Below are 20,979 nucleotides of genomic sequence, written 5' to 3' on the forward strand. Positions count from 1 at the left end.
GGCCCACCCAGGTGCTCACGCCGTAAGCACCCCGGAACCGCTCCAGGTGCTCACGCCGTGAGCACCCACCGGGCTGGCCCACCCAGGTGCTCACGCCGTAAGCACCCACCGGGCTGGCCCACCCAGATGCTCACGCCGTAAGCACCCACCGGCCCACCCAGGACGCCTCCGGCGGGCCCTCGCTCCCAAGGGGGTCGGGGCTGTCGGCCGGGTGCCGCCCGGTGGGGGTGAGCTGGGGGTGGGGCGGTCGGGGGCTTCCCTCGGTCGGTCGGGCACCCGAAGGGCTACCACCGAACCTGTGGGGGGTGCCAGGACGAGCCGCTGCGCGGTCGCTGCGCGATCCTGGCACCCCCCACAGAACCGGTGGTCGGCTGGCGCTGCCCGACCGACCGAGGGAAGCCCCCGCCGGGTGCTGGGTTTGGCATGGCGCCAGCTGTGCTGAGGATCGAGGTCGATGCAGCATGCAAGCGGCTGCTCTGAGTTGTAGACAGTGTCGGACTGCTGATGGAACCGAAGCGGGGCAGAGGGGTGCTTACGGCGTAAGCACCCCTCGCTGTTCGAGGGGGTCAGTCCTCGGGGTGCTGTCGCGCGCTGCGGACGATGTGGGACCAGGTGCCTGCGGTTCCGCCGTGCTCGTGGGCGAGCTGGCCGGCGAGTTGGGCCGCTGAGGTTGCGGGGTTCGCCTTGACGGCGGCGCGGGCCTGGTCCAGGCGGGGGTCGCCGTCGTACGGGTAGCGGCGGTCCGTCTTGGTCGTTCCGGCCGGGCGGCCGCCTCCACGTTCGCGGCGTTCGGCGTAGGTCCAGATGTCACCGCGCCGGTACTTTCGTTTGACGAATCCCTTGTCGGTCGTCGTTTCCTCGGCGGGTGCCGGCCAGTGCTTCGGCGGCCTGACGGGGTATTTCGTGATGCTGGTGGGCTCCATGCCCAGGACCCTGGCGGCTTCGGACAGCGAGATCAGGTCGTCCGCGTTCCCGCTGAGGTCGACGTCCGTGCGCCACTGCTGGTTCGTTTTGTAGCTCTCGTACCAGGCGTCCCAGGTCTTCGGGTTCCAGTACATGGTGTTACCGACGGTCTTCTCGGGCTGAGGGTGCTGGTTGGATTCCCGCTCCCTCCACAGGAGTGCGAGGGTGCTCAAGCCCAAGCCGGTGCGGGCTTGCAGGTCCGCACGGCTCTCCAGCGCGGTCACGTCGGTGTGGCGTTCGTACCACTCGTGCCAGTCTGCGGCGTCCCAGACCAGCGCGCGGTTGATCGTGCCCGCGGCCTCGGGGTGGCCGTTGAGGTCGCGCTCCCGGTACAGCCTCTCCAGGTGGGTGTTGCTGAGCTCGTACCTGTCGCCCAGTTCCTTCCGACTCAGTACGGGGCGTCCGTGCAGTGTGGCCATGGGGGAGTTCTCCGTGATTTGTGCATCCTGCGGCGGAAGCTCGCTCATCATGATCGGCTCCCTCCTCGTGGCGGTCGTAGTGGTGGTCCGGCAGCGGCAGGAGCACTCCGCCCGTCTCGCTGGCGAGTGCTCGGCCTCATGCTTCGGTTGCGCATTGGCGTCGCAGGCCCTGGGTCTGCCGTGGCCCGCATCCCCACCCAGACACAGAGCAATGGTTGCTATTGCAATTTCGATGCCCTTGATCGCCGATAGCCGACCGAGAGTGCCCCTCCGCCCCCTCAGGCGAGCGGGCGGAACCAGGGAGTGCCGACGTCGGCGAGGAGGCCACCCTCGGCGCGGCAGGCCGCAGCGGCGCCGCCCTCAGTCGAGTCTTCGGCGACAAGGGTCACGAGGTCATCGGTGCCGGCACGCGCGGAGCCGTGCGTCGTTTACCATCATGTGCAGATGCCTCCCTGGATATGGGCTTGTTCAAGGGCCTGGGGCCAAGGAGGCATAGGGCGGCCAGTACTACTGCCATTGGGCTGGCCGCCCGCCTCACCTCCCAAGAGGTACGCAATTGCGAAGTCAGGGGCCCCAGGCCCCCCTAATTCTCTAATGCTGCCTTATTTTTATCTTCGCGTCCAGTCAGTCGTCCCGATCGATGCCCGGTGCGCCCAACGCCGGTCGGCGGTCCATCACTTCCAGGGCCTGGTCGGCGCGCCCTCCGGAAGAGGCCGGAGCCCCCGCTGTGGTCGGCTGGGGGACCTCCTTTCATCACCCACGCTGCGCGGCCACGGCGCCGGTGTACGTCTCCCTGGTCAGGTCCCCGTCGGCGATGCCGAGCTCGGCCAGCACGGCCCGCACATCGCTGAGGGCGGCGGCCAGATCGGCCTCGGGCGCCAGAGTCTCGAGCTCCAGGAAGGTGCCGTCGACCTCGGGGACACGGACGAGGGTGGCGAGCATCTGCCGGCCGCGGGCGGTGAAGGCGTAGTTGCGGCATCGCTTCTCGAAGGCGATGACCGGCACGTAGCCGAGCCCCCGGAGCATCGCGTGGACCGCCTCGGGGTCCTCGACGCGGGTCTCGTGCTCCGGCTTCGAACCCGACTCGGCGTCGACCGCGGCGCCCTTGTACGTGAGCACCGTCCGGGTGTCGTCGGGCCCGTGGACTGTGCGGACCCTCAGCTCCTGGTCGGCCTTCTCGAGGACGCGGTCGGGCCGGTCGTAGTAAGTGTCCTGGTAGACCTCTGCACGCGCGGCGGCCCGGTCGTCCAGTGCCCGCAGCACGCTCTCGGGCATGTGGACGCGCGCCTTCAGCTCCGCCTCAATCACTCTGGTTCCCTTCTCTGCTCAGACCGTGCGCTCAGCTCCGTCGATGACCGCCTCGAACATGCGCCGGAACCCCCGGTACAGGGGGCCGTGGGGTGTCTCCATCACCTTGTACGTGGCGCTCTCGTGTCCCTCCCAGCCGGCGTCGAAGGCTCCGACGAACATGGTGTTGTCCGTGCGGATGATGCGCCACGTCGGCAGCATCGCGTACCGGTACACCTCGAGGTCTGCTGCACCGGCAAGTTCCCTCAGCCTGGCCTCGGCCAGCCGCACCCCGCCCGCCAGCGATTCGGCCGACTCCCCAATCTCCGCGGCCCGCAGCGCGAGCGCCGGCGACTCAGGGTCGAGCAGCAGCACCCGCAGCCGGACGCGCGGCAGGTCCGCGGGCCGGGTCAGTTGGCTGCGGAGCATCGAGTCGTTCAGGCCGATCAGCCCCAAACCGCGCACCGCGAGGATGTCCAGCTGTCGGGCAGCGCGGGCCTGCTGCTGGATCTCCGCCCGGGCGGACGCCTGGGACGCGTAGACGCGCACGACCTCGGGGAAGGCGGCCAGGTCGAACGCGGCGCCGCCGGTGCGCCGTTCGCGGCTGGCGGCCAGGCCGAGGAGGTGCCGGGCGTCGTCGGGCAGGTGCAGCCCGTCGGCGATCCGCTCGTACACGTCGAGCTGGGAGACCTCACGCTTGCCGTTGATGATCTCGTTGACGCGGCCTTGCGTCATACCGATGGCCGTGGCGATGCGGGCCTGGCTGATCCCGGCGTACTGCTGGACGTAGCGGAAGAGAGCCCCCACGTTGCGTGCACGCAGGGCTTGCCGCACCTCGGCGCGCTCCCATGCCCAGTCCGGGACTTCAACAGGAGCGAATCCGAGGTTCATTGGCGCCTCCGTCCACACGGGGATGGGAAAGCATCCCACGGTGAGATTACCGTCCGGGTATCGAGGAGCACGCTCCGTCGCAAGATCCTTGCTGTCATGACCGAGCAAGCCGCCGCGAGCCGCGTCCGAAGAATTCCGCCCCTTGCCCAGCTGTCCGAGCAGCAGGTACGCGGGCAGTGCTGCGTATGGTGCGCCGTCCGCCTGAGCAACGGCACCGCCCACGACCTCGGCCCCCGCTATGTGCGGCGGGGCGGCCTGCGGATCCGCTGGTTCCCCCGCTCCTGCCCCGAGCACAAGGAGGCATCGCGATGATCTCCGGCCGGATCTGCTGCCAGTGCGACCTGCCTATCGCCGGCGATGCGCGTCGAATCCCGCGGGACTCGATGTCCGGCGCCCGGCCGGACGACTGGGCCCACCCGTCCGACGCCGAGTGCCGGGCGGCGTTGGAAGCCGCGAGGATCGCGGCTCGCTAGACTCCCGCCCGCTCCGTATGACGGCGGTTTTACTGGGCGGGCGGGAACTCCGGGCGCCGGAGGGTGCGATGAGGCTCCTCGCGCTCGAGGTGGCGGAAGTCGTCCAGGGAGCCGCCACTGCGCTCCCACGCCGCCAGGCGTGCCCACCCGGTCCGCGGAGCGGACCGGTACCCGCGCAGCGGGTACCCCCTGCGGCGCGCAGCGCCGCCCCCGCCGCGCAGCGGCGCACTGCCACAGGTCCCGCGCAGCGGGACCCCCGGCGCGGAGCGCCGCACTGCTCCGTACCCGCGCAGCGGGTACCCCCCGCGGCGCGCAGCGCCGCCCCCGCCGCGCAGCGGCGCACTGCGACCGCGCCGCCAGGCGCGTAAAAAAGGCGCCCGCCGCAGGCGGTCCACGCCGCCCGACGCAGGAGGGCGGCTGGCCAGCGACGAAGGAGCCGGCCCGACAACACAGCCACGCCGCCAGGCGTGCCCACCCGGTCCGCGGAGCGGACCGGCACCCGCGCAGCGGGTACCCCCCGCGGCGCGCAGCGCCGCCCGCCGCGGAGCGGCGCACTGCCACCGCAAAAAAGAACTGTCGCCCGTAGGGCGTCCGCTGGCGGCCGGGGGCAGTGCCCGCAGCCCGACGGCGGCCTTGCCTTCTACGGAGCGGCTCGGCCTGGTCCGCGTCAGCGGACCCGGCCCCGAAGGGGCCAGATAGGGGTGCCACGCCGTCAGGCGTGTCCTTTTCCGGCCGACGAAGGAGGCCGCGCCGGATCACGGAGTGATCCGGCCGATCAGGCTGCCGCCCCGGCAGGGGCGTCCTTTGCCCGGGCCGGGCGGCCGGGCTCACATCCTGTGGAGGGTGTGAGCCCGGCCGCCTTGGGGGTTGTCCCTCCTGCGCCGGGGGCGGGGGCCTTCGGTCCGTTGTCCGGGGCCCCCGCCCGCGTGGGCGGGTTAGATCGTCTGGGCGAGTGCGGAGTGAAGTCGGGCCATGGCCTCACGGCTGCACAGCGGTCGCAGGATCTCCATTCCGGCCCTGAGCGCTTCGGTGTCGCTGGTGGGGACGTTGGTGAACAGAACCAACTGCTTCCCGTCGGGGAGGGCGTTGGGCAGGCGCTTGCGGAGGTAGCGGGTGTAGTAGGCGCGCTCGGGGGTGATCACGTCGTCGGACGTGAGGGGCATCATCACCGTGCCCGTGTTCGCCTCCGCCGACCTGATCGCGAACTCGGCGAGGAGTTCACCCAAGGTCAGATAGATGTACGTCTCGTGGCCTTCGCGCTCGATCCACTCCCCCCATACGGCCGCGCCTCGCTCGTCCCCGTCCTCGGCGGAGGCGAGAAGTTCGATGATGGCGGCGTCGGTGTACTCGTCGAAGATGTCACCGTCGGTGACGTAGTGGTCTCCGTAGGGCTCGCTGGCGTTCTTCAGCAGCGCGGGGAAGAGCCATTCGCTCTCGGTGAGCGTGAAGTGCACCCGCTTGTGACCGGCTTCCGCGTCGATCCAGTCGGCTCCGAGCTGCCCGTCGAGGTGGGGGACGAATCCGAGGAGACCGGAGCGCCACGCGTAGTCACGGAAGGTGATGTAGTGGCGCTGGATCTCCCGGAACAGTCCGATCGGTCCGGTGATGACGGCGGTGGTCCTGGGGTCGATGTCCTCAAGGGCGACGATGCGGGAGTCCTGACGGACGGTCGGGTAGTCGCTGGAGCGGTGGTACGGGTGGCGGCTGCCGTTCAGGTACTGCGGGGTGAACATGCGGACGAACTGAAGCCATCCGCGATGGGTGTAGGTCTGGGTGACCGTCTCGTGAAGGGTCGCGGCGTCGACGGTGCGGACGTCGCGGTAGGCGAAGTGACCGCCGGGCTTCAGGATGGCGGGGAGGGTCTGCATCATCTCGTGGATGCCCCGGTACCCGCTGCCGTAGGAGTAGACCTCGTGGATGAGCGCGGACGCGGCGACGATGTCCACGGGGTGTTCCAGGATGCTGCCGAGGTTCTGCGCGAGACCGCTGGTCAGGGTGCAGGTGCCCAATCCGGCGGCGTTGTACCCGTCGATGACGCGTGCGAGTGCCTGCGAGACGACTCCGGGGGCCTCGATCAGGGTCACGTCCAGCGTGCCGGGCCGGTCGGCGGTGCCGGTGAGGCTGTCGGCGAGGTACTGGAGGGCGGCACCGCCGCCGGGGCCGATCTCCACAAGGTGCGGCGCGTCGGTCGTGGTGCGGGCGAGCGCGTTGAGCACCATCTGAACCTTTTCGCGGCCGTGCGAGTTCGCGGCCTCGTCCAGGTAGCCAGCGTCGGACTTCGCGGCGGTGGCGAACGCGTTCCCCACTGCGGTTTCGATCTGCGCGGTCATTCTGTTCTCCGTTCAAGGTTTGGGGTCTTCCGTGTCGTCCGGGGCCGGGCTGCCATCCCGTTCCCCTTCCGACACATGTAATTCTGCCTTATTCTGGGGGTCGCGTCCACTCCAACGGCCCTTCCGAGCAAGTGACTTGGGTCACATCGGCGGCTGACGTTGCAGGTGGGGCCGGTCCGCTCCGGCCCTGCGGTCGGCGGCGGACCCCCGCCACACCCCACCCGGTGGGCGGGGGCTCCCCTCGGTTGGCCGGGCAGCTCCGCCACATCACCGGGGCTGTGGGGGCGGCCAGGATCGCGCTTGCGCGACCGCTTTAGCGGCTTGTCCTGGTCGCCCCCACAGGTCCGGTGATAGCCCGAAGGGTGCCCGGCCAACCGAGGGGAGCCCCCGGCCACCCCCCGCACCCCAGCCACCCACCGGCCCGCACCCGGCGCACGGCCCCCCACCCCCTTGGGCAGGCCCGGCGCCCGCCGGAGGCATCGGCTTGAACCCCAGCCCTTCTCGGGCAGCAAGAAACAGACCACCCCATCCCCGTTGCGGCCCGCCTTGGCCGCACCCCCACACCACCCACACCGGCCCCCACAAAGGAGGGGCCGCCCCCACAACCGGCCGCCACCAGGGACCCGACGGGCAGTCAAGGGTGCGCGTGCGCATCGCGTAGCGACGCCGAAGGCGCCCTTGACGGCCCGCCGGGTCCCGCACGACCCACAAGCCGGCGGCCCCGCCCCACCCACGGCACCCCGCCCGGTCCGCGGAGCGGACCCGTACCCGCGCAGCGGGTACCACCGGGCGGCGCGCAGCGCCGACCCGCCGCGAAGCGGCGCACTGCCCCCGTCCCGCGCAGCGGGACCCCCGGCGCGCAGCGCCGGCACCCGTGCCGCGAAGCGGCACCGCCAGGAGGCGCGCAGCGCCGACCCGCCGCGAAGCGGCGCACTGCCAACGCGCCGCCAGGCGCGGAACAAGGGCGTCACGCCGCCAGGCGTGTCCTTCGTCCTTCTGTGTGCTGCGTTTCCGCGGCGGGAGAGTCAGCTTCCCCAGACGTCGATGGCCCGCCGAGAGGCGTTGTTCTCCGAGGGCGTGTCTGCGGACGGGGCGGCCGCTCCGCCACTTTCCGCGGAGGTCTCCGGCGTGGGCTCGCCGGCACGTTCGGTGTTCCCGTCGGCAGCCTCGTCAGGCTGGCCGGCATGCGACTGGGTGCTGGGGACTTCCGTTTGTGGATCGGCCACGCCCCGGTCTTCGACGGGGATAACGTCCCTCTGCTTCGGCAGGGAGGGCTGGTTGGCGGTGGCCAGCCTGTCTCCAGCCGGCTTCTGAAGCGGAACGGGCCGCGGGGCGGGGATCTCATTGCTCCAAGAGCCGGACTGGACGGACTTCGCCAGGTCCACGGTGCTGGGTGCCCGGTCGCCATCGAGAGACTTCACGGCGCTTTCGCCGTCCGTCTCCGGCACTGGGTAGCGCGGAGCGAGCGACATCCGGACAGTCCTGCAGGTGTCCTCGGGGTGGCCCACGGCGACGATGGCTTCACCCACCCGCAGTTCCCTGAGCTCGTTGGGATGCACCTTGAACCGGTCGACCTGGCGCAGCGATCCGACACCACTGCCTGCGGTCGTCACGCCCAGGATGCCGATGTCGTCCTGGACCTGAAGAGTCTCCTCCCACCCTTCGAAGGTGCCCAGCAGCTGCGCGACCTGCTCGGCGGACGCCTTGGTCCGGTGCAGGAGCAGCACGTTCGCATTCGTCAGGACCGCGTTCAGGAACGCGTCCGAAACGTCGGCCAGATCTGCCAGGTCCTGGGTGCAGATCAGCAGACCACCGCCCGCGGCCCGGAGCCGCTGGAACAGCCCGCCCATCGTCGAACCACCCAGGCCGCTGAACTCATCGACCCCCGCGATGAACAGTCCGCCGTTCTCCCCGTAGTTCTCCGCGAGCAGGCGGTCGCCCACCGCGCCGAGATCGGTGAGGAACAGGTTGCCGATCTGTCGTGCAGCCTTCGCGTCCGTGTTCGCCGCCAGGGAGAACAGGACGATGTCCCCTCGGTGGACGGACTCGTACAGGTCGACGCCCCCCTCCGCCTCGACCAGGACCCGGCCGGCATCGCCGCTGACCAGGTTCCGCACCCGCGTCGCCAGACCAGGAATCGACCTCTTGAGGTCCTTCGCCTCGGTATCCAGGTACGTCAGGTACTCCGTGACATCGCGCTGCACACGCGCACTGAGCTTGTCCGCGCGGCTCCCCAGCGCCTTCAGCGTCATCAAGCGAGCCAGATCAGGCAGGTCCCGGCGCCACGCACGGCGGGCCCCGTCAGGGAACACCTCCTGAACCTGCCTCGCCACCAGATCGTCCAGAGCACGGACGACGAACAGCAGGAACTCCTCCGCGGCCTCACGGTGGTGCGGCTCGCTGAACCCGCCACCCGCCACCTGGTCCAAGCACTCCACGATGCGGCTGCGGATCTGCTCGGCCGTTCCATGCCTGATCGGGTTGTAGGTGGTCCCCGCACCCGTGATCGTCACCAGCTTGAACCCACGCCCGGCATGGTGGGCACCGCCGCGCATCGCGTCGATCAACTGCGGATCGGCCTTCATGTCGGCAAAGAGGAACGCGATGTCGAGCGGACGGGCATGCGGACTCACGCACAGCTCGTACACGAGCTGCTCGATCGTGCGGGACTTTCCGTAACCACTCGCACCAGGGATGAACCCGTGCCGCTGCAGGGCACGCCCTGAAACCTCCGCCGGTTCCCCCGTGAGTTTGTCCACGCCCAACCGCACACGCAGGTCGTCCAACGTACGAGCCGGCTTCCGCCTGTCGTCCTGCGCCAGCTCCTGCAGCACCGAATCCAGCTTCTTCTCGCTGACCGGCTCCTGAACCGTGCGCCACTCAGCCTGGAACCTGGCCCGCCGCAACAACCACGCACCCCCGACACCGGCCGCGACCGTCACCGCGAACGGCAACTGGTCGACAACCCAGCCAGACCCGTTCTCCGCAGCAAGCCTGCCCAACTCCGCGCTCCCCGGGTGCGCCCATATCTCAGCACCAAGTTCCCGGTACGGCCGCAGGTACCAGCGAAACGTTCCGACCAATGCGCCGACCACCACAGTCGCCCAGCCGACCCAGCAGATCCATCGACGGACCCCCTTCGACAGACCCCTGCCAGCAGCCACGAGCAACAGGCAGAGCACGCCGGCCACCGGGTTCACCACCGCCAGCAAAACCGTCGCCGCCCGCGCAACCGCCTCGCTGCTGTTCGGGTTGACCGGCTGAGAACCCTGCCACTGAGTCGCCGGCCGACCGGCAAGATCCCCCCGCACCCCTCTGCGGTCCGCCTTGCTCACTTCTTCAGCCCCTCCACGTTCCACACCCGAAACGCGATCTTCTCGCCGCGCCCCAACTCCAGCGACTTCGCATTCGCCTCAGCAGCCGCCTGCTCCACGTTCGACAGAAGATCCGGCCACGCCCAGTACATGGCGAAGTGAATGTGATCGGCGTTCACGTACGCCAGCATGTTCCGCACCAACCTCGGGCGGGGCTTGCGAGTCCGCTCCAGCTCATGCGCCCACACCACCCCGTCCGGCGACGTCGTCACGAGATCCGGATACCTCCGACCCGAACCCGACTCCGCAACCACCGAGTACGTCGGATCAGCTGGCCTCGTGTACTGGTTCGGCGTGTCCCTCGCACGGATCTCCCGCTCCGTCACCAGCCGGTACTCAGGTTGCGCAGACTGCAACTGATGCGCGAGATCGATCACCGCCAGGTCGTGGTGGTACTCCTTCGAGTTCGGCGACATGGGGTTCCCCTCGATGTTCGCGATCTCCAACCCCCTACGGGTAACCCAGAACGCCCTCGCACGATGGCCGGGCAAAACCCCCGACTCCAGCAACCCCACCGCAACCAGCGCCCGCAAACGCCGGTACACAACCTGCTCCGACGGAAACACAGAGTTCCCCTCGAACTGCCGCACCACCTGGCTGCTCGTCACACCCGGCCATCGACCGATCCACCGCAACAACGTCAGATCGCGATCAGTCACCTGCCAGTTCCGACTACGCGGAACCAGAACCTCACGAACAACGAACTCCATCAGAACCCCTCCCCCAAACCCGCACCACTCACCGAACTCAAGCCACCACTCTCATCCGCGTACGAGCCCCAACAACCCGACCGCCACGCACCACACGACCACCTAGATCAAAGCACCCAGCCACATCAGACCCCCCACCCCAGCCTCCCCTGCCCACAACCACAACCCCACCCGATCATCCCTCCCACCTGTCACCACCCACTACCTACAACCCCCAACCGCACCCCTTCCTTCTCCAACTTCAAACACCACTCACAACCCGCTCTCATACCTTCCTTCCTCTCCTTCCTTCTCTCCTCTCAACTCTCCACCTCCTCCATCCCTCTCTCCCCTCCCCTCTTCCAGTCACCTCACCACTCAACTCCACTCTCATCTGTCCTTACTTCCAACCCACTCAACGTTCTCTGCCTCCACCACGAGACCACCCACTTCCTGAGGGACGATGGGAGTGGGTGGTCTCGTGGTGGAGGCAGAGAAGCCGCAGGTCAACGGCACGCCACCCCAAAGTCTACTAACACCTGTTTTTACGCATGCCTTTATGCCCTGATGGCGGAACTCTAGTTGCCGATCAGGGAACTCGGTGGTTCTGGCTGCTGTGCTTCTTCGGGTTACTCCTTAGGCAGCCACTCCTCGGGCTGCCAGGAACCGACGCTCAGCCAGCACCTCCACACGAGCAGCACGCAACGCCGGCGGCATCGCGGCAAAACGGACCCGCCACTCCACCCTGCGAGCTCTGCGCTCCTCCTCACTCAGGCTCTTCCACCACGCCTCACAACGCGACTGGTCCTGCGCCGCACGGCGCGCGAGAGCCCGCTCCCGCTGTTCCTCCCAGCGGCGGTTGAGTTCGGTCCTTCTGGCCTGCCATCCAGCCTTGAAGGACCTCCGCTCCCGCTCGATACGCGCGGCTGTCCGCTGCTTTCGCTGGCGTGCCCGGACCGTCTCGCGGGGCGCCTGGGCAGTCAGCTCCCAGCGGTCTGTGCCCCGACGCCTGAGGACCCGGAGGCGGACCAGGGTCCGCAGGCCGGTCTCCACGTTGGCCAGCTGGGAGCGCGTGGGGGTGGGCGTGGGGGTGTAGCCGCTCAGGTGGTAGAGGCGGGGGGTCGGGTGGGGGCCGGGGGTGAGGGCCAGGGTCGTAGCGAGGCTGAACCAGGAGCGGCCGGGGGCGCCCAGGGTGTGACTACAAGGTGGCTCAGTACTTTCAGCGGAGAAGTCCAGCACGAGGAGGTTCACGCTGTACTCGTTGGACGACTTGGTCCCCTGGCTCTGGTCGTAGGTCTTCGTTTTGACCAGGACACCGTCCTTCGTCAACTGCGCCAGAGCCGCAGCGATCGTGTTCCTGGACTGCCCGGTGTCGTTCTCCAAGTCCCGCTGAGGCATCGGACAGTTCCCCAGGCCCTGACGCGCCATGCGGTCACCAACAGCGGCAAGCACACGCTCACGACTGTGCCGGGTCGCAACCGTCCATCCAGGCCAGAAGAACTTCCGTACGCCGGCCAACAGCGGACCCGTCACACGCTTCCAGCGGTCAACAGGAGACCGCTCAGTTCGGCTCCCGCGTCGACTGTCGACGAACTCCACAGCCGCGTTCCAGCAGAACTTCACCCACCAAGAACGCCCACGCTGACGAGACCGGGAAAAACCACGATGCCGTGCATCGGCTACGACTCTCCACGCGGACTCCGCGTCGTAGCCGGCCACCACCAACCGCGCAGTGGACAACAACTCACTCCGCGACCGGTCCTGGTAGTAGTCCGCCCCCGGGTTGCGCAGGCGGTCCCAGAACTCGCCCAGCGGAATCTCGCGGAGAGGGCGCTGCCACGGGGTGGCCGCAGTCTCGCGTTCCATGAGAACTCTGCGACGCCCGACCGGCATGACCGAAGCCCAGGATGGAAAGTCGTTCTTGGCCCACTCCACCGAACTCGGCAGCTCGACCTCACCCGTACGGCGGTGCGGAGCGGACAGCGGGCGAAGGGTGCGGCGCCAGTCGATCTGCTGCGGGGTCGCACCCCAGTGGAGACGCACGGTGTCAACCGTCTCCCGGAAGGCCTCACGGGCCGGCTGAGTCCGCAGGACCGCAATCAGGTGCCACCGTCCGGCGCCGCCGCCAGACTTGCGGGTCACCCACCAGCCGCCGAGTTCGTCGACTCGCGCAGTCATGTGCTCCAGCGCGCTGACGCTCCAGTCGTCGTCTGTGCCGTCGACGTCGACGGCACAGACGAACTCCCGGAGCGTCGCAACGTACGACGCGGCCTGGCCGCGATTGACCAGCGCGGCCGCCTCGCTGAGAAACCTCAGAGGGCGATCGGTCGCGACCCGGGAGTTTGCCGCATCGATGCAGAAGACAGGCACGGCGAACAGCAAGTCGTCGAGGAGAAGCGCTGCGATCCGGGCGCGCTCGCGGGCGCCCGCGGCCCCTGCTACCTCGGGCCGCAGGTGTGCGGCTGGGGCAGGAGGGGGGAACAGAGGATCGAATACGGCCGTCTGGGGGGGAACGAAACCGGCAGGGGGCAGGGCTGAAACGGGCGTGGATGACACACCGGTTGCAGGCATGGAGGTGCCGGCCCGGGGACGTGTGGCTATGATGTCTCCAGAACTGAACAACGTCATGCGTGAGGGCCCACTAGGGCAGGGACGCTGACGTGCGGTAGAGACTCAGCAGCGCTACCCGGCCGCCAAACCAAGTTGGCTGCGAAAGTCTCGGGATTCAGTTGTCGTTGGCCCCGTGGGACACGCCCCGGGGCGCTCGGTCAGTCAGTCGCTAGGGCCTCCTGGAGCTCCACCTGAGGAGCGGGCTTACGCTTCCTCGGCTTCCTCGGCTTCTTCTTGGGCGCGACGACCTCAAGCTTCGCCTGCACCAGCTCCACAGTCCGCGGCCAGTCCAGAGGCTGGTCACCCGTGAGGATGAGGTGCTCGACGACAGCATTGATCAGCCCCGCCGCCGCCAGGCGCGGGTGAATCTCCCGTAGCTTCGGGATCAGCTCCTGCGCCACTTCGGGCGGCAGGTTGATAGTGATCCGCCAGTCCTTGCCGGAGGTTGGGTCGTACGCGAACGCGCGGTTCGTGAGCATCCGCGTGTTGCCGGGTCCGGGGCGCATGAGAGGTATCTTGCCACCTGATCGCCGTGCATCACGAACAAGGCGTGTCGCAGCAACGATGTTTCTCGATGGGCTAGCCGGTTTCTGCCCAGGACGGTTGGCCGACCCCGTACACACTCGCACACATATCCGTTAACGACACATGTGTGAAGCGGGGGTGACGATGTACCAGACACACCCTTGCACCAGATCGGTTGCGCGGCAGCGTACCGTCTTGTGGCGTGTTTTTCGGCGCCGACTGCTCCGTCGGCCGGTAGTGGCGCGCCGGCACCGTCTTGTCGGCGCGGTCGGGGTCTCGTTGACGGCCTGATGCGAGACCCCTCGCCTGCCGAAGCGGCGTGCGCGCCCATGCCGACTGCAGCACCTGCAGTTACATCACGTCCTGCGGCCGGTGCGGGGCGAAGTACCCGTCGAGCATCTCCCCGACCCATGCAGGTTGCTGCAGCTCGCCCCGTGGCCCCATCTCTGCGAACCAGGGCTTCACGTCGAGGACGGGGGTGCCGTCGACCGCGTCCAAGTCCTCGATATGCAGGTCGAGCCCGTCGACCTGCACCAGCCGACAGCGGGACACCCCAAGCCAGTTCAAGCGCCGCATGTTGCGGTGGGCGAAGATCCCCGTCTTCGGCCAGTCCGGGTTGTCCCGCGGATGGCGAGCGCCCGGGTGCAGGTCGGTCGGGTCGGTCAAGTGGAAGCGGAAGGTGACCTCGTGGGACAGATGCCTGGTGACGGACACGGCGATCGTCCAGATGGGACACTTCGGCCGTGAGCACTACACGTCGCCCGCTCGGGCACGGCCCCGTACCCGTCCTCGACGATCAGGCGGAGCATGCAGCCCGTGGGCGGACGGCGGCGGAGTGGGCGGCCGAGGAGCCCCGGCAGCAGTCCGCCCCGCCCGCGACGGCTGAGCCCGTGGGCGGACGGCGGCCGCTCGGGGCCGGTCCTGGGACTGGCTGACGGATCAGTCGGCCGGGGGCCGGTCCATGGCCCGTGAGGGCGTCAGGTCTTGGGTGGGAAGGCCCTGTCGGCTGCCGTGGCCAGGCGGGTGATCTGGTCGGGCTTGAGAATGCGTCGCCGTCGGCGCAGGTGGCGGGCCAGGCGGGACGCCTCGATGATCACGACGCCGTCGAAGGTGAGGATGCCGCGGCGGCCGACGGGGGCGCCCTGGACCGCGATGATCGGCTGGACGTCCAGTTGGAGGTCGGCCAGCGGGCGGCGGAGCGCCGCGGTCATCTGGCGGACCTCCCAGTGGACGGTGGAGACGGTCCTGTTCTGGGCGTACGTGCCGTACCAGAGCGTCGCGCCGTCCCGGCTGACCGCGACGCGGGCACCCTTGGCCTGCCAGTTCTTGGTGTCGATGTACGCGACGCCCCAGCGGCCGACGGCGATGTGGTCGAGGTTGGCGGATCGGCCCACCGCGCGGTCGTGGAGGATGACGGCGCCCCGGCGGGCCAGCGGGCGGAGCGCTCGGGCGGTCCTGCGCTCGCCCTCGGCGCCGGAGCGCCACGCGCGGACGTGCTGGGGCGTGGCGAACGTCGCCGTCCACGCCAGGAGGACGACCAGGGCGGCGGCATGCCCGAAGAGGGGAGTGCCAGGGGTGTTCCCGGCGATCCACCAGTCCAGGGCGCCGGCCACGAGGACGACGGCGGGCAGGCCCCGCAGGAAGCGGCGACGGGACGCGGTACGCCACGAGCGGAGCCGGCGGCGGTACTCGCCGGCTGCGGACTGGCCGGCGCCCGGCCTGGTGGCCACGGTTTCCCCTCCGGCGGTGTCAGGCGGTCGCGGGCAGGCGTGCCGACACGCTGCGGACGGTCTCGAGGACGGCCGGCTCGAGCCCGGTCAACGTGAGCACGCGCACCAGTTCGGGTGCCCAGCGGGCCGCGGCGGCGGGGTCGTGGGCCTCCGGATGCTGCTCCGTCCGCTGGGCCAGGAACCGCCACACGACGTGGGCGTTGCGGACAAGACGAAGCGTTTCCGCACGGGGGGCCTGGGCCTGGTGGCGCCGCTGCGCCGTCTGCAGGTGCAGCTCCAGCGCGGCGGGCCAGTCCTGCAGGAGCGTCGCCGCGTAGGCGCGCATCGCCAGGGCGTTGACGGTGTACGGGTGGGTGGGCCCGAAAGCGTCGTCCAGGGCGTCCTCGAGGTCGCCGGCGATCACTGCCGCGGCGGCCAGGTCGCCCGCCGCCAGCGCGGCCTGCGACTTGGTCAGCAGCTCCTGGTACTCCGGCGGCGGAGGGTCCTCCCAGCCCGGCTGCGGGTGCTGATCGGCCGCCGGGGCGGTGGCGGGCGCGGGGGCGGTGGCGGGCGCGGGGGCCGGCGGGGCGGGCGCGGGGGCCGGCGGGGCGGGGTGGGGGCGGTCAAGCGGAGTGACCTCGCCGTCGTAGTCGACGATCAGCGGCCACACGGTCCCGTCCGGCTCCTTCGCGTTCACCCGCACCGGGTGGCCGCGCTGGGCGGCCCGGAGCTGGACGTCGGCCAACGCGGCGTCCCGGGGGTCCTGCCCGACGATCCGGTGCACCGCCTGCCCGTCGACGCTGGCCTCGCCGTCGCCGTGGACCACGATGGTGTAGACGGGTGTGAGCGGGACCTGGTCAGGGTCCTTCACAACGGGCATGCTCGTTCCTTCGTTCGACAGATCCCCCTGCTGTCGCGCCCGCGCCGGGCCGAACCGGGCGCGGGCGCCGCATCAGCGGCCGATGTACGGGTTTTCGTGGGCGGCGGGCACCTGCTGTGCCGGAACCGCTGCGGGAGCCTCCTGGGCGGCGTTGTGGGCCGTGTAGGCATCACGGAGGTCCTGCGGCACCGGACCGGACCGCGGCACCTCCCGGCCCGCCTTCTTCGCCCACGCGCGGATGCGCTGGTCGGTCCCGTCCGCCTTGGGCCTGCCCGCAGCGCGCTTGCGGCCGGCGGCCTGCCGGGGGCGGGCCGCCGCCAGCAGGGGGCCGAGCAGCTTGTCGTACTCCTCGACGTGAGCGGCGCTCAGGTCGATCTCGTACTCCTTGCCCTTCCAGGCGAACGCGACCCGCTCGACGCCCGCGGTGCTCTGACCGTCCAGGTCATCGACCAGAATTACCTTTTCGGCCATGGCCGTACTCCTTTGTTCTCAGTGTAATGATCTCAAAGCGCTATGACATGAGGAACGGCCCTACCCGCCGTTGGGGAAGTACGGAGGGGCCCAACCCTCATAGATCGCGCCCCACTTCCTCTCGATCTCGTCGGCGGGGACGATGCTGATGCGGCCCGGCTCCCGGATGTCGTTCGAGGCGATCTCACCGTTGCCCACGTAGAGCGCCACGTGCCCGGACCGACTGGAGTTGCGCCAGAACAGCAGCGCGCCGGGCGGTGGGTTCCGGTCTTTGGTGTGCCGCATCGAGGAGGGCATCGCCCAGTAGTGGTCGATGGCGTGCCCGGTGCCGGCGGAGTTCCACCCGTAGGTCTTGGCCGTGAACATCAGGCACATCCGGAACCAGTCCTCGGACGGCGTGTGGCGCGCCGCCTCCTGCTTTGCCCACGCGATGGCCTCCGCGGTGGAGCGCCGGTTCTTGACCTCCGGCGGCCACGGGGCGTCCTTGTCGTGGAACACACGGCCGTCCTTGCCCGGATCGGTCTTGGGCTCGTCGCCGAACTCCTTGCCCTCGCAGCGGTTGAACACGCCCTCGTCGGGCTTCTCGGTGCTCGTCGGGCGCGTGTAGCCGCTCGGGTACGAGCCGGGGGGCACGGCAGCGTCGGTCGCCGTCCCCGTCGGAGCCGGACTGCCGCCCCGGTCCAGGTCAAGGCCGGCCTCGTGCGCGATGCGGCGGGCTTCTGACTCCTGCCCCGCGTACAGGTCCGGGAACGCACTGCGCTGGACCTTCTGGGCCGCATCGCCGAGCGCCATCGTGTCCCAGCCCGGGATGTCGGACAGACCGGGCGGATCTCCATGGTCACCCCGCTTGAAGCCCTTGCCCAGGAGGAACATCTTGCTGGAGTAGTGGGGGTCCATGATCTGCTCGACGGTCCCCCACCCCGTCGACGGGCGCTGCTGGAACAGGCCGACGCTGTCCCGGTCGCCGTGGTCGAGGTTGATCAGCGTGGACTCCTGCAGAGCGGTCATCAGTGCGATGAGCGTGGCCCTGCCGGACAGGCCGGCGGTGGCGGCCTCTCCGTCGATGATCTTGGCGTTGGCTATCTGCTGCTCCCGCAGCTTCCCGCCGGTGCCGCCACCCCCGCCGTTCCCGCCGTTCCCGCCGCCGTTGTCACCACCGTTGTCGCGGCCGTCGTCGTACTCCGTGTCGGGCTTGCCGGCGTCGCCGCAGGCGGCGATCGAGGCCTGGCTGCTGCCCGCGATGCTGCCGACGATGCCCAGGGCGACGAGGAAGATGAAGAAGATGACGCCGGCGGGTATGACGAGTTTGAGCATCGCCCCCCGACGCGCCACCCCCGAGGCCATCATGACGGCCTGGCGCGTGTTCACGTGTCAGACCCCCAGCACCCTGGCCACACGCCAGCCCTTGGAGCTGTGCGTCATCTCGACCTGGAACACGTAGGTCTGCTCGTACTGCTTGTAGCCGTCGATGTGCGCCGTGACCTTGGCCTGCCGCCACACCCTGAGCGGGGTGTCGACGGGCAGGCCCTGGGTCGCCTTCCCCACGTCCACGGAGAGGACGGTGGAGATGCCGCCGTTGGAGACCAGCTCGTTCCACAGCCGGTCCTCGTTGGCCGTCAGGTTCGCGGCCAGGGCGCGCGTCATCCACGGGGCAGCCCGCTCGACGGACGGCTTGTGGTCGCGGTCCACCGGCGGGTTGCGCGTCAGGTAGACGCGCCCCCATCCGTCGGCCGTCTTCTCCGGCGTGCTGAGGTCCACGACGGGGGTCGACGCCGAAGGCGACGCCTCGGAGGCCGAGGGGGAGGCCGAGGTCGCGCTCGCACTGGGAGCCGCCGGAGTGGGGCTGGCCGCCACCGCCACGCCCGCCCCGGACTCCTTGTCCGAGCCGAGCCAGTGGGTGGCGCCCCAGCCGATGGCGAGGATCGCCGCGATGATGACGGCGGCCCCCGCCGGCGTCATCGGCTCGCGCCGGCGCTCCTCCTCCAGCACCCGGCGCGTCGTCTCCTTGCGGGTGCGCTTGTGCTCCTGCCGGGCCCGCCGCCGCTCCTTGCGCTTGCCGCTGCGCGCCTCCTCCGGGAGCTCGTACTGCTCCTTGAGCAGCTCCCGGAAGTCCGCGACGGTCCTGGCCTTGTCGTCCTCGCCGCTCACTGGCTCCTCCTGCTGCGCATGCCGGGCACCGCCATGCGGCGGCCGGTGGTACGGGCGGTACGGCCGGGCGTCTCGGGACGCACCGGGTTCGGGCCCCTGGAGCCGCCGGCGGCCGGCGGGCGGTTCGGCGTACTGCTGATGACCTTGTGCCGGATGAGCTTGGGAGCCGGGCGGCCCGGCTCCGGCGCGGACCGGAAGGCGAAGTTGGCCTGCTCGCCCGCCTCCGGACGGAGCGCCGGCGAAGGCCGTCCGGCGGCCACCTGCGCGGGCTGCGGGGCAGCCTGGGCGGCCGTGGTCCGCGTGCCGCCCGCCACGGTGGCGGGGCGGCCGGCCGCGGCGTCGGCGGAACGGGAGGCCGTGGCCTGCCCGCGGGCCGCGCTGCCGTTGCGGCGGGCGCCCACGGTCTGCGCGGAGCTGCCCGCGGGCAGCTCCGGACGGGACGCCCCGGCAGTGACCTCCATCGGCCGGCGGCCGGCCGGGAGCGCGTTCGCGGGCCCGTCGGCGACGGACCGGCCCGTGGCGGGCGCGCTGGAGGCCGGAAGCTCCGGACGGCTCGTCAGCGGGCCCACCGCGGTACGGCTGTTGCCTCCGGGCAGGGACGCCGCACCGCTGTGTCCCGTGGGAAGCGGCGGCATCGGACGCCGCGAGCCGGCCAGCGCGCCCGGCGAACCGCCGCCGGGCAGCTGCGGGACGCCACCGCCGTCACCTGCGCCCCCGCCGCCGCCACCGCGGCGCGGGAACCTCGGCAGACGGGGCATGCGCGGGGCGTGCATGGCGACCAGACCGCGCCCTGCGGCCTTGGTCAGGCCCCAGCCCGCCTTGGCGGCACCGCGGGCCGCCAGAAGGCCGCCCAGCGCGGCGGCCGGCGAGGTCATGCCGGTGACGCCGACGATCGACTCCATGATGCCGCGGAACTTGAACGCCACCAGGGCGGCCGCGATCGACAGACCGCCCACGGCCGCGTACCCCAGGGAACCGAACGCCTTGGCCGCCGCCGTCTCGATGACCATCACCGCCCCGAGCACCATGGTCGAGATCGCGCTCTGGAGCGCGAAGCCCAACAGGGTGTCGAAGTACCTGACACCCCAGGTCCGGGGTCTTCCGGGGATGACCCACAGACAGGCGAAGATCACACCGCTGAAGAGCAGCATCAGAGCACCCAGCAGTGATGCCAGGCTGGCGAAGGCCAACGCCAGCAGCAAGGCCGCGAAGATGATGACGCAGATCAGGGCCGGAATCGTCACCATGATGCGGCCGACGGGCGTGTGCCCCTGCCGCCACGTGACCGAGTCCTCTCCGACCGAGTCCTTCGTCACGTTCTTCTGGAGCCACTCCTTCCGCTTGCCCTTCCACACACCTTGTTCGAGCAGGTCCTTGCCGTGCTTCTTGCAGGCGTCCTTCGAGCCGAAATCGGCGACGCACCAGGGCGTGACGACGAACGTCCGCCAGACGGCGTCCCCGCTCTTGCGCAGCATGTTGTCGCGCTCGTTCGACCCCCATGAGGGCGTTGTACCGAGGTCGATGGGCTCCTTCGTCCCGTCCCCGATACCGGCGTCGGCGGCGTTCATCGCGATGGAGGAGCCAATGGTGCGGACGTTGTCGATGCCACTGATCCACGTCGAGGGCGACAGCAGCAGCGACAGCGAGAAGATCGTGGAGACCGCCACCCACCCCAACTGGCCCAGGGCGCTGCCCGCCGCCTTGCGGTGCTGGGCCCACGCCACCAGGGCGCCGACCATCATCGCCGAGGGCAGAAGGGTGTTCGTCAGCGTGCCCGACGCGGCCTCGATGGACTTCGCGATCGAGCCCTCCACCTCGGGGATCGTCGTCAGATTGAAGATCCACTGCACGATCATCACGCAGGCGCTGCCGATGGTCGCGGTCAGCGCCATGCAGATGTCCGCGGGCAGTTCGAGGATGGGGTCGAAGACGTCCCACATGCCGTAGTCGCTGTCCAGCGTGAACAGCAGGGGGTTGCTGTACTTCTCGTACAGCGTGTCCGGACCGGTGTGCTTGAGCTGGGGTGAGGGGAGCAGGTCGCCGACGCCGACCGGCGCGATGTCCTGGGCCCATGCGGACTGCGCCGTGACCATGAGCGTGACGTACAAGCCGAGGAGCGGGATCAGGACGTTGCGCTTGCGGGGGAGCCGGAAGTGCTGGATGCGTATCAGCAGTTTGAGGACGCTGAACCGGTAGGTCTTCGCGGTCAC

16 protein-coding genes are annotated in these 20,979 nt (G+C 69.9%); 1 reads left to right on the forward strand and 15 read right to left on the reverse strand.

The annotated features are described in order from the left end of the window. Nucleotides 1–566: 566 nt before the first annotated feature. The 3 genes from IF43_RS0132270 to IF43_RS0132280 all read right to left on the reverse strand — a co-directional run bounded on the left by IF43_RS0132270 (nt 567) and on the right by IF43_RS0132280 (nt 3,560). Nucleotides 567–1,382, reverse strand: a complete 816-nt coding sequence (locus IF43_RS0132270) for a hypothetical protein (protein ID WP_030209177.1) — start codon at nt 1,380–1,382, stop codon at nt 567–569. Between the two features lie 753 nt (nt 1,383–2,135). Next, on the reverse strand, nt 2,136–2,690 hold the full coding sequence (cyaB, locus tag IF43_RS0132275; protein ID WP_030209179.1) for a class IV adenylate cyclase: 555 nt from the start codon (nt 2,688–2,690) through the stop codon (nt 2,136–2,138). Between the two features lie 18 nt (nt 2,691–2,708). Next, nucleotides 2,709–3,560 (reverse strand): helix-turn-helix transcriptional regulator, encoded by an 852-nt coding sequence (locus IF43_RS0132280; protein WP_030209185.1) that lies wholly within the window; start codon nt 3,558–3,560, stop codon nt 2,709–2,711. A 96-nt stretch (nt 3,561–3,656) separates the two neighbouring features. Between IF43_RS0132280 and IF43_RS41875 the strand changes: the two genes are divergently transcribed. Beyond that, nucleotides 3,657–3,872: a hypothetical protein gene (locus IF43_RS41875; protein ID WP_158939613.1), complete on the forward strand. Its 216-nt coding sequence runs from the start codon at nt 3,657–3,659 to the stop codon at nt 3,870–3,872. Between the two features lie 1,096 nt (nt 3,873–4,968). Here IF43_RS41875 and IF43_RS0132295 read toward each other — a convergent pair. From IF43_RS0132295 to IF43_RS0132350, 12 genes are all read right to left on the reverse strand, one after another. Beyond that, nucleotides 4,969–6,363 (reverse strand): hypothetical protein, encoded by a 1,395-nt coding sequence (locus IF43_RS0132295; RefSeq protein ID WP_030209207.1) that lies wholly within the window; start codon nt 6,361–6,363, stop codon nt 4,969–4,971. 1,025 nt (nt 6,364–7,388) lie between these two features. Further along, nucleotides 7,389–9,698 (reverse strand): hypothetical protein, encoded by a 2,310-nt coding sequence (locus IF43_RS0132300; protein ID WP_030209209.1) that lies wholly within the window; start codon nt 9,696–9,698, stop codon nt 7,389–7,391. Next, nucleotides 9,695–10,447, reverse strand: coding sequence for a hypothetical protein (locus tag IF43_RS0132305; RefSeq protein ID WP_158939615.1), 753 nt, complete (start codon nt 10,445–10,447; stop codon nt 9,695–9,697). Before IF43_RS0132305 ends, IF43_RS0132300 begins: the two co-directional genes overlap by 4 nt. Before the next feature lie 615 nt (nt 10,448–11,062). Next, on the reverse strand, nt 11,063–12,808 hold the full coding sequence (locus IF43_RS0132310) for a hypothetical protein (protein WP_030209212.1): 1,746 nt from the start codon (nt 12,806–12,808) through the stop codon (nt 11,063–11,065). Between the two features lie 386 nt (nt 12,809–13,194). Next, the gene (locus IF43_RS0132315) at nt 13,195–13,542 is read right to left on the reverse strand and encodes a hypothetical protein (RefSeq protein WP_158939617.1); all 348 of its coding nucleotides are present in this window, start codon (nt 13,540–13,542) and stop codon (nt 13,195–13,197) included. 370 nt (nt 13,543–13,912) lie between these two features. Beyond that, complete coding sequence (locus tag IF43_RS0132320) at nt 13,913–14,275, reverse strand: TrmO family methyltransferase (protein ID WP_324605144.1); 363 nt, start codon at nt 14,273–14,275, stop codon at nt 13,913–13,915. Nucleotides 14,276–14,538: 263 nt separating this feature from the next. Beyond that, a complete protein-coding gene (locus IF43_RS38485) occupies nt 14,539–15,291 on the reverse strand; it encodes a nuclease-related domain-containing protein (protein ID WP_051796602.1) in 753 nt (250 codons plus the stop codon). A 19-nt stretch (nt 15,292–15,310) separates the two neighbouring features. Then, complete coding sequence (locus tag IF43_RS42265; protein ID WP_199922818.1) at nt 15,311–16,150, reverse strand: hypothetical protein; 840 nt, start codon at nt 16,148–16,150, stop codon at nt 15,311–15,313. Nucleotides 16,151–16,222: 72 nt separating this feature from the next. Then, entirely contained in the window at nt 16,223–16,621 is a 399-nt protein-coding gene (locus IF43_RS0132335) for an Lsr2 family protein (protein ID WP_051796604.1), read from the reverse strand. Between the two features lie 60 nt (nt 16,622–16,681). Continuing rightward, nucleotides 16,682–17,989, reverse strand: coding sequence for a peptidase M23 (locus tag IF43_RS0132340; protein WP_158939619.1), 1,308 nt, complete (start codon nt 17,987–17,989; stop codon nt 16,682–16,684). A 3-nt stretch (nt 17,990–17,992) separates the two neighbouring features. After that, nucleotides 17,993–18,769 (reverse strand): hypothetical protein, encoded by a 777-nt coding sequence (locus IF43_RS0132345; RefSeq protein WP_030209231.1) that lies wholly within the window; start codon nt 18,767–18,769, stop codon nt 17,993–17,995. Then, a complete protein-coding gene (locus tag IF43_RS0132350; RefSeq protein WP_158939621.1) occupies nt 18,766–20,979 on the reverse strand; it encodes a hypothetical protein in 2,214 nt (737 codons plus the stop codon). Before IF43_RS0132350 ends, IF43_RS0132345 begins: the two co-directional genes overlap by 4 nt.

The organism is Streptomyces sp. NRRL S-87 (assembly GCF_000719335.1).
Taxonomy (GTDB): Bacteria; Actinomycetota; Actinomycetes; order Streptomycetales; family Streptomycetaceae; genus Streptomyces.